Consider the following 13,745-nt stretch of genomic DNA (forward strand, 5'->3'; position numbering starts at 1 on the left):
GACAAAGGACGATAATGGGTTTCTTCTCACGACTGCTCAACCGACCCGGCGCCCAGGCCGACAAAGCAACGGGATGGTTCGACAAGGCCGCCGACGATATGGCGGCCGCGAGTCGTGAATACGCGGAGCTCGATGACAGCGGCCTGACCGAGGCAGCTGCCGACATCTTCACCTCCGGCTCTGCCCAGGACAACCTCGTCCGCTACTGCGCGCTGGCCCGTGAAGCTGCCGAACGGTCCCTGGACGAACGTGCCTATGACACGCAGATCAAGGGTCTCGTCGGGCTCCTGCAGGCGAATATCGTGCAGATGGCCACCGGTGAGGGTAAGACCCTCGTCGGCGCTCTCGCCGCCGCTGGATACGCCCTGCAGGGACGTCGCGTCCACGTCGTCAGCGTCAACGACTACCTCGCAGTCCGCGACCGGACCTGGATGAAGCCGCTCTTCGACCTCCTGGGTGTGAAGTCGGCGTCGATCTCCGGGACCCAAAGTGAGACCGAACGCCGTGAGGCCTATGGCGCTGAGGTTCTCTACGCCTCCGTCACCGAGGTCGGATTCGACGTCCTCCGCGACCGATTCGTCACCGACGATGACCAGATCCGTGTCCCGGACCGCGATGTCGTCATCGTCGATGAGGCCGACTCCGTGCTCATCGACGAGGCGCGTGTCCCACTCGTCCTCGCCGGCTCGGCCAGTGTTGAAGATGCCAACGCTGCGATCGCAGCACTCGCCGAGAAACTCGAGCCAGATGTCGACTACGAAATCAGCCCGGATCACCAAGCTGTGTCTCTCACAGATGCAGGCATCACCCGAGTCGAGACCGAACTCGGTGTCGAGCTCTTCGACGAAGACGCGTCCGACCTCGCAGCAGTCAACCTCGCCCTGTATGCCAAGTCCCTGGTCAAACGCGATGTCGACTACCTTGTCGTCGATGGAAGAGTGAAACTCATCTCGGCCTCCCGCGGGCGCGTCGCCGAGCTGCAGCGCTGGCCCGACGGACTCCAGGCCGCAGTTGAGGCCAAGGAAGGCGTCGGCACCACCGAAAGCGGAGAGATCCTCGACCAGATGACCGTCGAGGAACTCATCCACGGTTACGAAACCGTCTGCGGAATGACGGGCACCGCGCTGGCAGTCGGAGATGACCTGCGTGAGTTCTACAACCTTGAGATCGTTCCCGTCGACACCCACCTGCCTGTCATCCGCCATGACGAACCCGACCGCCTCTACACCTATCAGGAGTCGAAGGAACGCGCGATCGTCGAGGAGGTCGCTGAGAACCATGCCAAGGACCGTCCGGTGCTCATCGGAACCTCATCGGTGGCAGAGAGCGAATCCCTGGCCGAGCGACTGGTCGAACGCGGCATCGAGGTCACGGTCCTCAACGCCAAGGATGACTCACTCGAGGCTGAGGTCATCGCCGCCGCTGGTGCCCCTGGTGCCGTCACCGTCTCAACTCAGATGGCTGGACGCGGCACCGACATTCGGTTGGCCGATGACAGCGTCGCCGAGGCTGGTGGCCTGCTGGTCATCGGTGCCGGTCGTTACCTGTCGTCACGGCTTGATGACCAGCTGCGCGGTCGTGCAGGTCGTCAGGGTGACCCGGGAACCTCGGTGTTCTTCACCAGCCTCGAGGACGAGCTGCTGACTCGTGTGCCCGAGATCCAACGCTTCGTCTCCGAGGGAGATGAGACCGGTCGGATCGAGTCCAAGCGCGCGCTGAGCCTCGTCGAACACGCGCAGCGTATCGCTGAAGGTCAGAACACGGCACTGCATCGCGACACGTGGAAGTTCAATGAGCTCATGGCCAAGCAGCGCGATCTCGTCCTCGCCCGGCGCAGGGAGCTGCGTGTCGATGATGAGGCTATCGACGAACTCAAGACCCGCCTCGGGGATGTGGCCGAGAAATTGGCCGAAGACCATCCTCAGGAGCTCGTCGATGAGACGCTGCGCGAGGTCATGCTCTTCCATCTCGACGCACGTTGGGTCGATCACCTTGCCTTCCTCAACGACCTGCGTGAGGGCATTCATCTGCGCACCTTCGCCCGTGAGAAGCCGCACGAGGCATTCAACACGGAATCGATCCGCGTGTTCTCCACCTTCTGGTCCGATGTCATCGACGATTCCGCATCGACTGTCGAAGAGGCAGAGTTCACTGATACGGGTATCGACCTGGCCTCGCACGGGCTCAAACGTCCGTCGTCGACATGGACCTACCTGACCACGGAGAGCGCATTCGGCTCCGACATCGAGAACATCGTCAAGAAGGTCAAGCGCTGAGCAGTCGCCGGGCCACCCCGTTTCAGGGAGGGCCCGGCGGTCACTGCCGCAGGCAGACCAGCTGTCACCCCTGGCAGACCACCTGTCAGGAGTCTGCGACGACTCCGCGACGGATGGCTTCGATGGTCCGCCGGATGCGCACAGCGGTCTCCGGTTCGGCCACCTCGGCGACCTGACCGAGGAGGTCAAGGCTCTGTTTGGCCCACCGGACGAAGTCGCCAGCGGCGATGTCGGTGCCGCGCAGGGAATCGGCGAGGTTCTTGCCTTCGGTCCAGCGGTACATCGGTTTGAACAGGCCCCGGTCGGGTTCCTGAGTCGTCGACAGCGCGTGCTGCTCCTCCAATTGGAAGAGCTTGCGCCACATCGTCACCGCTTCGTCGCCGTTGACCTTGAGATCGCGGCTGGGTGCGCGCTCCGAATGGAGTGTGTCGGCGCGCCGTGACTGGAAGACGAAGCACGATGCGAATGCTGCGAGTTCAGGTTCGACGAGGTTGTCCCACAGCCCGGCTCGGATGGTCAGTGCCACGAGCAGGTCTCGTTCCCCGTAGATGCGGCGCAGCATATCGGACTGCTCGGGATCGAAGCCGAGGGTGCGCAGCACATCCTGAACACGTTCGAAGACGAGGGCGATCGAGGTCGTCCTGCCTTCGATGCGAGCGATGAGCGAATCGTTCTCCTTGACCAGTTTGGCCGCTCGGTTGGCCCACCTGGCGTGCATCTCACGGTCGGGGCAGTCATGACAGGGATGGGCACGCAGCTGCGCGGTCATCTCCGTCACGCTCGAGCTCACACCCGGGGAACCTGGTTTGGACTCCCAATGTGCCTCGTGATCGACCTTACCCTCGTGGATGGCGTCGTTGAGGATGCCCAGCAGCTGCCGGCGGTCCCCTGCCTGGCGGTGGTTGAACTTCTTCGGCACTCGAACTCGACCCTGGGCTGGCAGCGGCGCGGTCACCTCGTGGGGCCGCAGGTGCCAGACTTTGCCCTGTTCGGTCAACACTGTCGGCAGTCTGGAACCCCCATCCCGGGAGCTCATGGGTGCGATGATGACCGCTGCGCCTTCGACTCGCTTCGTCGGCAGGGTGACGACATCGCCGATCTTGAGAGCGGTCAGGGACTCGACGATCTCACGCTGCCGATTCTTCGACTTCGTGCGAGTCTCCTGCTTCTCGGTATCGCTGATGGCCTGCCGCAATCGCGCGTACTCAGCGAAATCGCCCAGATCGCACTTCATCGACTTCTCATAGGCCGCGATCGTGGCCTCGTTCTTGCGCACCTTCTTCGCCAACCCCACGACGGCCTTGTCCGCCTGGAACTGTGCGAACGAGGTCTCCAGGACCTTCGCAGCCTCGGCGGAGCTCATCCGGGACAGCAGGTTGGCTGTCATGTTGTAGGTGGGTCCGAACGCAGAATTGAGTGCATAGGAGCGGTTGGATGCCAGCCCAGCGATCTCGTTGACTTCGAAGCTGGGATGCCAGATGACTACGGCATGGCCGATCTGGTCGATGCCGCGGCGCCCTGCGCGTCCGGTCAGCTGGGTGTACTCCCCCGGCGTGATCGAGACGTGGGCCTCTCCGTTGAACTTCACCAGCTTCTCAAGAACCACGGTGCGGGCAGGCATGTTGATGCCCAATGCCAGGGTCTCCGTGGCGAAGACGACCTTGATGATTCCTTGGGAGAACAGCTCCTCGACGAGCTGTTTGAACTGCGGGATCATTCCCGCATGGTGGGCGGCGACTCCCAGGAGAAGACCTTCGCGGAACGAATGGAACCCGAGGATGCCCAGATCCTCGCTGGCCAGTTCATCGCGCAGCTTTTCGAGTGCGGCGTTGACGATGACCTTCTCTTCACGTGAGTTCAGGTCGAAGCCCGAGCTCAGATACTGTTCGACCGCTTCGTCACAGGCATTGCGCGAGAAGATGAACATGATCGCCGGCAGCATTCCGGCCTCTGCCAGAGAGGACACGACCTGGGTGCGGCTGGGCCTGCGGAAACGGGCCCTAGTGGCTCGTTCACGCTTGGAACGGGGCCCGCCGTGGGTCCGAGTCGCATGATTGAGCGCAGGATCGATTCGGTCGGAGTCGTGGTGGGTGAACAGATCGTACATGCGGTGGCCGACGAGGACATGGTTGACCAGCGGCACGGGCCGGTGGGAGGTGGAGACGACGGTGGTGGGTCCGCGTACCTCGCTCAGCCAGGCACCGAATTCCTCGACGTTGGACACCGTTGCCGACAGCGACACCATCTGCACCCGGTCCGGCAGATGGATGATCACTTCTTCCCACACGGGACCACGGAAACGGTCGGCCAGGTAGTGAACCTCGTCGAGGACGACGAAACCGAGATCAGAGAGCCCAGCGACATTGTTGTAGAGCATGTTGCGCAGGACCTCGGTGGTCATGACGATGATCGGCGCGTCACGCCGGATCGAGGTGTCGCCGGTGAGCAGACCGACGTTCTCCACGCCGTGGACGTCCATCAGGTCATTGAACTTCTGATTGCTCAGCGCCTTGATCGGGGTCGTGTAGAAGACCCGTTTGCCTTCGTCTCTGGCCAGCTCCACAGCGAATTCCGCGATCAGAGTCTTACCCGCTCCGGTGGGGGCGGTCACGAGGACGTCTTTGCCGTCCTGCAGTTGGGCGCAGGCCTCAAGCTGGAAGTCGTCGAGCTCGAATTCCATTCTGGCCGAGAACCGCCCTAAAGGAGTCTGGGCCTTCTTCGTCCGGTCCTTGTAGTCGGCATAGGCCGCCGAGGGGCTCAACGTCTCGGTCTCGGCTGAGGATTGGATCGGGCTCTCGGATTCAGTCATGGCTCTCTCAGTCAATCGGTTCGTCGGGGTCGACCCACAGGCCCTGGGCGATGAGTCGTCTCTTGCGTCTCCGGTCGCTGAACAGGCAGATCACCCATGCCACAGCAAACAGCGTAAGCATCGGGATGACCAGGAAGAACATCGACATGGCGTCGGGGGTGGGGGTGGCGATGGCGGCGAACAGGAACACGATCATCACAATCACCCGCCAGGACTTCTGGATCCTGACGGCTGAGAGGATACCCAACATGTTGAGTCCGACCATGAGTACCGGCAGGACGAATGCGAGTCCGAAGACCACGATGATGACCATCACAAAGCTCAGGTAGTCCTGGGCGGGGATGATGTTGGTGCCGCCTGCCGGCGTGAAGGACGTCAGTGCTTTGACGGCGTTGGGAAGGGCGAAGAAGGCCATGGTCGAGCCCGCGAGGAACAGCGGAATGGCTGCGCCGAGGAAGCCGACGGAGTACAGCTTCTCCTTCTTCGTCAACCCCGGAACGATGAACGCCCAGACCTCGTAGAGCCAGATCGGACAGGACAGGAAGATGCCGATGAAGAACGACAGTTTGATCTTCAGGTCGAACGGGGAGGCGACTCCGGCGAAGTTGATCTCCGCGGTCCGGTCCCCCGAGGCTCGGATGCTGCGGATCGGCTCCTGCAGGATGTCGAGGACCGGGTCGTAGAGGAACCATCCGGCGACGGCTCCGAGGGCGATTGCGATCGCCGCGACAAGGCTGCGGTTGCGGAGTTCGATGAGATGCCCGACGACGGGCATCTTCCGTTCGGGATTCTTCCTACGTGCCGAAGCCGAACGCCGGTTGTTGTGCTCTTTCACTTCTCGTGAGACTGCGGATCCTGCTTTTCCTTCGCAGGCTGCTCAGGCTTTCGAGCAGCCTCGGCGGTTGTCGAGGTGTCGTTTTCGGTCGCTTCGCGGTTGAGTTCGCCCGGTTCCGTCTTCTTGGGCTCGTCGTCATCACGGAGATCCTTGACCTCGGATTTGAAGATCTTCATCGACTGACCAAGGCTTCTGGCCAGCGCCGGCAGCTTGGGTGCGCCGAAAATGATCACGATGATGAGGATCACGATCGCGATCTGCACGAAACTCGGTTTCATGGGGACTCCTTGACTGTTGTCTGCTGTGAAAGATTCTACGCTCTGTGGCTGTGCCTTTCATCCTCGCCGCACGGCAGGGCGGGAACGCGAAGACCGGGCTCAGCCCAGGCGCTGCAGCGCGGCTTCCACCGCGTCGCTGTCGTCGATGTCGGTGATGACGTCGGCATGGCACAGCAGGAAACGACTCAACCAGTCGACGGAGTGCACAAGGAATCGAATCCGCACACTTGGCTCACCGTTGGCGAAGTATTCACGCTCACTCAACTCGAGTTCATCCGCGAGCCATGCTCCATCCGGGGCCAGTGTCATGGTGACCTCATGCGCACTCGACTGCTGATCGCCGACGCCCAGTGGAGGATGAACAGCGGAGTTCCAGGAGCGGATGCTGCTCAGGGCGAAGCGCCGCGGAGCCTGGGCGCTGTAGCACCAGGCATCCAGGTACCAGTCTGCGCCGGGGACGAGCCGGCTGGGGGCAACGATCCGCCGAGTGAGTTCGTCTCGGGAAGCGACGTAGTAGTCGATCTCGACCGCGGCCTCGTCGTCGATGGCCTGCTTAAGGAAGGTCATGAGCTCCTCATCAGCGGGGATCTGACTGACCTCGACCGGGGTGTGCAGGTTCTCCCCCGCCGCCAGCCTGAGTTTCTCTGCCGCCGTCCGCACTGCCTGAGTGTCGAGACCCGGCAGCGTATCGATGAGTTCGAGAGCCAGGACGAGAACCCCTGCCTCCTCCGCACTGAGGCGGACCGGGACGGAGACCTCCTCGGCGTTGGAGATGTAGATCTTCCCGCCTTCCCAGCTGGCATCGATGAGATCATCGGGCATGTGCCCGGGCCGACCGGTGACGAAGAGGAGCTGCAGGTCATCGATGAGGGTGTCCGAGTCGATGTTGAAATATCCGGCGGTCTCCTCGAGATCTGCTCCCGGATGGGCATCGAGATAGGGCACCAGGCTCAGCAGCCGGGTGAGTCGTTCACGCGCTGAGGACATTGCGACCTCCGAGTCGTTTGAGGGACTCCCTGACCGTGTGCCGACGATCGTCGACAGCCTGGACCAGTTCCGCAGGCTCAAGCACGACGACTGCTGTTCCGAAGCTCACGATCTCCGCGGCAAGTGAGGCCGCATCGGTGAATTCGACGATGATGGCATCGTCCTCGGTGCGGACCTGTCGCCGGACCAGCGGGTCGGCACGGTGGGCACGGATGCGCAGCTTCGCCTCGGCGACGACAGCCATCTCCGTGCTCGAGTTCAAGGCCACGTGGGGTGCGAAGTCAGCGGGAATCTCGTAGTCACCGGGGTCGCGGCCGCCGAGCTTCGTCAGCTTGCCCTCGACCCGGGAGAGCCGGAAGGTGCGCTGAGCACCACGGTCGATGTCGTGGCCGAGGAGGTAGACACGGTCACCGCGGCTGAGCAGCGCATAGGGTTCGAGCTTGACCTTGCGGGGGCTCTGACCTGGTTTGTGATATTTGAAGCTGATGGCCTCCCGTGCGTTGATGTGGTGGAGGGCGGTGGCGAAGTTCACGCTGCCGAGCTTGCGTGCGGCAGGACCCTGGTTGGCTTCGACACGACCTGGTCCTGCCTCGGTGAGGTCGATGCCAAGGGCACGAAGCTTCGTCAGGGCCTGAGAACTGGACTCGCCGAGTTCGGTATCGGACCAGAACTGTGCCGCCACGGCTACCGCCGCCGCTTCGGCAGGGGTGAGCTCAACGTCGTCCATGGCATAGTCATCGGCGGAGATCCGGTAACCCGTCTCCCCGGTATCCGAATAGGCATCGTGTTCGGCTCGGGTGGCGATCGTGATCCCCATATGCCGCAACAGCTCCTTGTCACGGGAGAACTTGCGGTCGAAGGCGATGTCGTCAAGGCCTGCGTAGCCGTCGATGGCACTCATCAGGGTCTTCCTGGAGACCCATCCGCGGGCGGCTCTCAGAGCGATCAGCAGGTTCATCAGACGCTCGGTCTGCTGCCTCTGTCGACTGGCGCGGGGTGCATTCACAATTCCACCGTAACCTAATGCGGGCGATAGTCTTAGGACCATGATTCATTGGCGCAGAGGAACCGTGACCACGATTCGCTCCACCCGGCCAGGATACACAGAGGTCGAGGCCGATATTGACCAGGCGCTGCCAGGCACGACGATCACACACATCAAGGCCGTGGCGTACACCGAGGCGATCGGGCATCCGCAGGTCGGAGACACGGTCCTGCTCAACGTCTCGGCTCTGGCCAAACGTCTGGGCACCGGTGGTTTCGGTCTCGTCATCGCCCTGCCCGATGCGCTTCCGGCCGACCCGCCGGAGGGGCCGGGGCATCTGGTCAAGGACCGCTACTCCCCTCTGCAGACGATGGTCCTCGGCGTCGACGATCAGGAATCGGAGCACCACGAGACCCTCGCCAGCGAAGAGACGCTGCACGACATGCCGGTGCTCGCTGCGGACCTGCATTCGGCGCTGCCTGCCATCATCGCCGGCATCCGGACGGTGCGGCCCGAGGCACGGATCGCCTATGTCCTCAGCGACGGTGCGGCACTGCCCGCCAGCTTCTCCCAAGCCGCCGCCGGGCTCAAGGACGCCGGTTGGCTGCACGGAACGATCAGCACCGGCCAATCCTGGGGTGCCGATCTCGAAGCTGTGACCATTCACACCGGACTGCTGGCCGCCAAACATGTTCTGGGCGCCGATATCACCATCGTCGCGCAGGGTCCGGGGAACCTGGGCACCGGCACCAAATACGGCTATTCGGGTCTGGTCACCGGCGAGCACCTCAATGCCGCTGCCCTGCTGGGCGGGACCCCGGTAGGTGTCCTCCGGATGTCCAATGCCGATGCTCGGGGCAGACACTTCGGCGTCTCCCACCATTCGCTGACCTCTCTGGCAGAGATCGCCCGCCCCGGAATGACGATTCCGGTCCCGGACTTCTCCACCCTCGCCGAGGCGGACCGTCGAGAGATGGACACCGACCCCGCCGTCGTGGCCGAGGTCGCAGCGGCACAGCTGCCGATGCTGCACATGCACAATCAGGTCGACGTGAGCCTGGAGGGACTGTGGTCCGGGCTCAAGTCCTCACCGGTGGCTCTGTCGACGATGGGACGAAAGCTGCCCGCCGATGCGGCAGCGTTTCTCGCTGCCGCCGCGGCGGGCAGGCTGGCCGCCGAGCTCTGAAGCCGCGGCGGCCACACTCTCCTCAGCCCCAGGGCTGAGGAGAGCTCATCAGTTTTCAGTGTCTCAGCGGACGCCTTCGAGATCGCAGACGAAGATCAGTGATTCGCCGGGCTTGATGACGCCGCCTGCACCCTGATCGCCGTAGGCCAGGTGCGGTGGGATCTGCAGCGTACGCCGACCGCCGACCTTCATGCCTTGGATTCCCTGATCCCAGCCGGAGATGACCATGCCGGATCCGAGACGGAACTCGAGCGGGGTCCCGCGGTTATAGGAGGCGTCGAACTCTTCACCGGTTGAATGGGCGATGCCGACGTAGTTCACGCTCACGGTATGACCGGGAGCCGCCTCGGCGCCGTCACCGATGATGTCATCAACGATGACGAGTTCGGTCGGAGCCTCTGTTCCGGGGAATTCGACGACTGGTTTCTGCTTGCTCATGGTGTCTCCTTATGTCGTGGTTCTGTGGCGTTCAGGGACCCAGTTCTTCGCGAACTGAGTCTCAGCCCTGAGCGGAGAGGACGTCGATGACGAACACGAGGGTGGCGTTGCCGGGAATGCTCGGCGGGCTGCCCTGCTCTCCATATCCTTTGTCGGGCGGAATGACGAGGACGATCTGGCTGCCGACCTTCGCACCGACGAGACCTTCGTTCCATCCGTCGATGACCTGAGCCTGACCGACTGGGTCGACGGCGAAGGGTCCACGACCATCCTGCCAGCTCGAGTCGAAGTACTTCGAATTGTCGTCCCAGAGCCAACCGGAGTAGTGCACGGCCACGTTCTGGCCCTCTTTGACCTTCGGTCCCTCGCCCTCGATCGTGGTGTACGACTCGAGTTCCTTCGGGGCCTTGCCCTTGGGCTTCGAGATCGAGGGTTCACCGTTGTCTGCCCACTTGACGGTCACGGGGTTCTTCGACTGGTCGATCTTCTTGCCTTCGGCGCGAGTCAGCGGCTTCGTGGTCTTCTCGATGTCGATGACGTAGACGAGCGTCTCAGCGGGCTGACCCTCCTGTGCGCTGCCGTTGAGCGACATGAGCACACGCGACCCGACCTTCGCGTCCAAAAGCGCGTTGTACAGATCCTCGGAGATCTGGCTCTTGTCCATGGGGAACCCGGCCGGTGACTTCGAGTCGTAGCTCGACTCGATCTGTTTCCCGGTCGTGCCCGAGATCAGGGTCATCTGCGCGGTGACCTGTTCGCCGTCGGCGACCTTGTCACCCTTGCCTTCGCTGATGACCGACTTCCCGGTCTTGTCGACGACCAGGGGTGCCTCGAAGCTGACCTTCGGCTTCTCCCCGACCTTGCCCTTGACGGTGACGTCGTCGAGGCTGGTCGACTTCGCGTCTTCGGCCGAGACGGAAGCCGGGGCACTTGCAGTGTCCTCCGCCTCCTCGCCCTGCCCGCAGGCGGACAGCAGCAGTGTGGCGGCCGCGATGACGGCGAGCACTTTTGTGCGCACGTGGTTCCTTTCGTTCAAGACCAGATCACTGAGATCTTACAGGCCCGCGATGAGAGCTTCGGCCTGTGGGTGTGTGGGCTCGAAGGGGTTCTTCAGTGCCACGGCCCGACCGGATTCGTCGTTGAGTCGCAGATGCACCCAGTCGACCGTGTAGTCGCGGCGTGCGGCATGAGCGGCACGGACGAATTCGCCGCGGATCGCTGCTCGTGTGCTCGTCGGCGGAATGTCCTTCGCCTTCTCCCGTGCCTCGGCGGAGACCAGGTTCTTCGCCATCCCCGTCCGCTCCAGCTTCGGAAACAGGCCGGTTTCGGGTGTGATGTCGTGATAGGCGATGTCGAGGCGGGAGATGCGGGCATCCGTGACGTCATCGATGCCCCGGGCCAGGGCTCGATCGATGAGGGTCTTCTTCATCACCCAATCGATCTCGTGGTCAACGGCGGAGAAGTCCTGAGACTCGACTGCCTCAAGCATTCTGGTCCACAGGTCGATGACGTATTCGGCCATGCCATCGTCGCCGAGGCTGTGGTCGCCGTTGTCGACGATGACGCGAGCCCGGTCTCGATAGTCGGCGAGCAGATTCAGCGGGGTGATCGTCGTCCCGTCGGTGCGTTCGAGTTTGACCGACCCTGTGAGGTCCCTGGCGACGAGACGGATGTCGCGGACGGGGTGGCGCAGGCCGTGTTCGGGGATCCGTGCTCCCTGTTCGATGAGGTCGAGCATGAGCACGGCGGACCCGATCTTGAGCGCCGAGGTGGCTGTCGACATCGAGGAGTCACCGACGATGACGTGCAGCCGGCGGTACTTCTCCGCGTCGGCATGGGGCTCGTCCCGGGCGTTGATGATCGGGCGTGATCGGGTTGTGGCCGAGGACAGTCCCTCCCACATCACATCCGAACGTGCCGAGAGTCCGAACATCATCTCCGACTGGTTGGCCTCGACATCGGGTTGGAACGAGGACTGTGCGGGAATGATGGCCCCGGCCCCCACCAACAGCTGCCTGGACACGAGGAACGGCAACAGCACCGTGGTGAGACGGTTGAAATCGAGGTTGCGGCGGATGAGGAAGTTCTCGTGCGAGCCGTACGAGTTCCCGGCCGCGTCCGTATTGTTCTTGACCATGTGGATTCTGCCGCCGAGGCCATCTGCTTCGATACTCGCCTGGGCCTGATTCAGCAGATCGATCATCAGTGACTCCCCTGCCCGGTCCTGGGTGAGGAGGTCGCTGAGCTTGTCGCATTCCGCGGTGGCGTATTCGGGATGGGATCCCACATCAAGGTAGAGCCGCGAACCGTTGGGCAGGAACACGTTCGAGGAGCGTCCCCACTCGACAACGGGTCGGAACAGGTAGCGTGCGATCTCCTCCGGGCCGATCCGTCGATCGCCCTCTCCTGCCGAGTGAGCGAGACCGTATTCGGTTTCGAGGCCGTAGATTCTGGCCATCAGTCCTCGTCTTCCCGCAGCGAGACCATCAGGGCGTCGCTGAGTCGTTTGAATGTGCGGTGTCCGCTGGCGTTGCGATCAAGCACCGCTGCTTCGAGATCCTTGGTCGCCAAGGTCCCAGAGGTGGCGGTGGCGAGTGCGCGAACACCATGGTCGAAGACCTCGCTCAGCGGCATCACCGAGGTCCTCAGGTCCTTCAGTGTTGCGGTGATCGCATCGGCCTGCCCGCCGATGGCCACGTGCTCGGTCTCATCCATCACCGAGCCGTCGTAGCTGAGGCGGTAGAGCTGATCTGTGTCGGCGGTCAGGCCGAGTTCGGCGACGACGAGTTCGACTTCGAAGGGCTTCGACTCTGTGGTGAAGACCCCGGCCAGGGTCTGTGCGTAGGCGTTCGTCAGGCCCCGAGCGGTGACATCGCTGCGGTGGTAGGAGTATCCGCGCAGGTCGGCGTAGCGCACCCCGGCTTGGCGCATCGTCTCGAACTCGTTGTACTTCCCCACGGCAGCGAAGCCGATGCGGTCGTAGATCTCGGCGATCTTATGCAGCGTCGGTGAGGGGTTCTCCGCGAGCAGGAGGATGCCTTCGTCGTAGCGCAGAACCACCACGGACCGTCCTCGGGCGATGCCCTTGCGGGCGAAGTCGGCCCGGTCCTTCATCAGCTGTTCCGGTGAGACGTAGAACGGTGCCTGGCTCATGACTGGGCCTTCCTGGTCCGACGGTCTACGACCTCGGCGGCAACCGACATCACGTCGGCGGAGGGGACCTCGACGACGCCGTTTTCCAGGTCGACGGTGAAGATGGTCGGGGCGATCTGTCTGACGAAGTCGGGGCCGCCGGTGGCGGAATCGTCGTCGGAGGCATCGAAGAGTGCTTCAACGGCGACCGAGATCGCCGCGTCGAATTCGAGACCGGGCTGCCACAGCTTCTTCAGCGCCCCGCGAGCGTAGCCGGATCCGGAGCCGATCGAATGGAATCGGTGCTCTTCGTATTTGCCGCCGGTGACGTCGAAGCTGAAGATCTGTCCGGCAGGAGTGGCCTCGTCGACTCCAGCGAAGAGCGGAACCACGGACAGTCCCTGCATGGCCAGGCTGAGGTTGCCGCGCAGCATCGATGCCAATCGGTTCGCCTTGCCGGCCAAGGACAGGCGGGCGCCTTCGATCTTCTCGTAGTGTTCGAGTTCGAGTTGGTAGAGGCGGATGAGGTCGAGGGCAAGTCCGGCAGTCCCGGCGATGCCGATGACCGAGAAGTCATCGGCCGGGCGCACCTTCTCCATGGAGTGGGAGGCGATCATGCTTCCGATCGTCGCGCGCCGGTCACCGGCCATGAGGATTCCCGCGGCGGTGCGGAAGCAGATGATGGTCGTGCCCTCAGGGACCTGATGTCCCAGATCATGCCCGGCCGTGGTCGGCAGCGCCTCTGGGGCCACGGCACGGGCGAGTTCGACGAACGAGTTGCTCGTCGAGCTCAGAAATGCAGGAGAGAACCCCGACATC

At 63.1% G+C, this 13,745-nt stretch carries 12 protein-coding genes; 2 read left to right on the forward strand and 10 right to left on the reverse strand.

Annotation, left to right across the window (positions count from 1 at the left end; all coding sequences use genetic code 11):
- Positions 1–14 precede the first annotated feature (14 nt).
- Positions 15–2,276: an accessory Sec system translocase SecA2 gene (gene secA2 / locus PGC08_RS10390; protein WP_271708394.1), complete on the forward strand. Its 2,262-nt coding sequence runs from the start codon at positions 15–17 to the stop codon at positions 2,274–2,276.
- 85 nt (positions 2,277–2,361) lie between these two features.
- Here secA2 and PGC08_RS10395 read toward each other — a convergent pair whose 3' ends face one another.
- From PGC08_RS10395 to PGC08_RS10415, 5 genes are all read right to left on the reverse strand, one after another.
- Positions 2,362–5,085 (reverse strand): DEAD/DEAH box helicase, encoded by a 2,724-nt coding sequence (locus PGC08_RS10395; protein WP_271708395.1) that lies wholly within the window; start codon positions 5,083–5,085, stop codon positions 2,362–2,364.
- A gap of 7 nt (positions 5,086–5,092) precedes the next feature.
- Entirely contained in the window at positions 5,093–5,920 is an 828-nt protein-coding gene (tatC, locus tag PGC08_RS10400) for a twin-arginine translocase subunit TatC (RefSeq protein WP_307722867.1), read from the reverse strand.
- Positions 5,917–6,198, reverse strand: coding sequence for a Sec-independent protein translocase subunit TatA (gene tatA, locus PGC08_RS10405; protein ID WP_009881286.1), 282 nt, complete (start codon positions 6,196–6,198; stop codon positions 5,917–5,919). Before tatA ends, tatC begins: the two co-directional genes overlap by 4 nt.
- 99 nt (positions 6,199–6,297) lie before the next feature.
- Positions 6,298–7,185 (reverse strand): WYL domain-containing protein, encoded by an 888-nt coding sequence (locus PGC08_RS10410; protein WP_271708396.1) that lies wholly within the window; start codon positions 7,183–7,185, stop codon positions 6,298–6,300.
- Positions 7,169–8,191, reverse strand: a complete 1,023-nt coding sequence (locus PGC08_RS10415; RefSeq protein WP_236850405.1) for a helix-turn-helix transcriptional regulator — start codon at positions 8,189–8,191, stop codon at positions 7,169–7,171. Before PGC08_RS10415 ends, PGC08_RS10410 begins: the two co-directional genes overlap by 17 nt.
- Before the next feature lie 40 nt (positions 8,192–8,231).
- Between PGC08_RS10415 and PGC08_RS10420 the strand changes: the two genes are divergently transcribed.
- The gene (locus PGC08_RS10420; protein WP_069600201.1) at positions 8,232–9,356 is read left to right on the forward strand and encodes a DUF3866 family protein; all 1,125 of its coding nucleotides are present in this window, start codon (positions 8,232–8,234) and stop codon (positions 9,354–9,356) included.
- A gap of 63 nt (positions 9,357–9,419) precedes the next feature.
- Here the strand turns inward: PGC08_RS10420 and PGC08_RS10425 are convergent, their stop codons facing one another.
- The 5 genes from PGC08_RS10425 to prcB form a co-directional block, all read right to left on the reverse strand.
- The gene (locus PGC08_RS10425) at positions 9,420–9,794 is read right to left on the reverse strand and encodes an FKBP-type peptidyl-prolyl cis-trans isomerase (RefSeq protein WP_009881290.1); all 375 of its coding nucleotides are present in this window, start codon (positions 9,792–9,794) and stop codon (positions 9,420–9,422) included.
- A gap of 61 nt (positions 9,795–9,855) precedes the next feature.
- Positions 9,856–10,812 (reverse strand): FKBP-type peptidyl-prolyl cis-trans isomerase, encoded by a 957-nt coding sequence (locus PGC08_RS10430; RefSeq protein WP_236850408.1) that lies wholly within the window; start codon positions 10,810–10,812, stop codon positions 9,856–9,858.
- Between the two features lie 36 nt (positions 10,813–10,848).
- Positions 10,849–12,252, reverse strand: a complete 1,404-nt coding sequence (gene pafA / locus PGC08_RS10435) for a Pup--protein ligase (RefSeq protein WP_096161968.1) — start codon at positions 12,250–12,252, stop codon at positions 10,849–10,851.
- Positions 12,252–12,947, reverse strand: a complete 696-nt coding sequence (gene prcA, locus PGC08_RS10440) for a proteasome subunit alpha (RefSeq protein ID WP_096145570.1) — start codon at positions 12,945–12,947, stop codon at positions 12,252–12,254. The genes pafA and prcA overlap by 1 nt, the downstream gene beginning before the upstream one ends.
- On the reverse strand, positions 12,944–13,744 hold the full coding sequence (gene prcB / locus PGC08_RS10445; RefSeq protein ID WP_009881294.1) for a proteasome subunit beta: 801 nt from the start codon (positions 13,742–13,744) through the stop codon (positions 12,944–12,946). Before prcB ends, prcA begins: the two co-directional genes overlap by 4 nt.
- Position 13,745 lies beyond the last annotated feature (1 nt).

It is taken from the genome of Brevibacterium sp. BDJS002 (genome assembly GCF_028201555.1).
GTDB classification, from domain to species: Bacteria; Actinomycetota; Actinomycetes; order Actinomycetales; family Brevibacteriaceae; genus Brevibacterium; species Brevibacterium aurantiacum.

Excerpts from the sequence above, each read along its gene's own strand:
- PGC08_RS10395 (WP_271708395.1), bottom strand. The coding sequence starts at position 5,085 with ATGACTGAATCCGAGAGCCCGATCCAATCCTCAGCCGAGACCGAGACG.
- prcB (WP_009881294.1), bottom strand. The coding sequence starts at position 13,744 with ATGTCGGGGTTCTCTCCTGCATTTCTGAGCTCGACGAGCAACTCGTTC.
- pafA (WP_096161968.1), bottom strand. The coding sequence starts at position 12,252 with ATGGCCAGAATCTACGGCCTCGAAACCGAATACGGTCTCGCTCACTCG.
- secA2 (WP_271708394.1), top strand. The coding sequence starts at position 15 with ATGGGTTTCTTCTCACGACTGCTCAACCGACCCGGCGCCCAGGCCGAC.
- PGC08_RS10420 (WP_069600201.1), top strand. The coding sequence starts at position 8,232 with ATGATTCATTGGCGCAGAGGAACCGTGACCACGATTCGCTCCACCCGG.
- tatA (WP_009881286.1), bottom strand. The coding sequence starts at position 6,198 with ATGAAACCGAGTTTCGTGCAGATCGCGATCGTGATCCTCATCATCGTG.
- PGC08_RS10425 (WP_009881290.1), bottom strand. The coding sequence starts at position 9,794 with ATGAGCAAGCAGAAACCAGTCGTCGAATTCCCCGGAACAGAGGCTCCG.
- prcA (WP_096145570.1), bottom strand. The coding sequence starts at position 12,947 with ATGAGCCAGGCACCGTTCTACGTCTCACCGGAACAGCTGATGAAGGAC.
- PGC08_RS10410 (WP_271708396.1), bottom strand. The coding sequence starts at position 7,185 with ATGTCCTCAGCGCGTGAACGACTCACCCGGCTGCTGAGCCTGGTGCCC.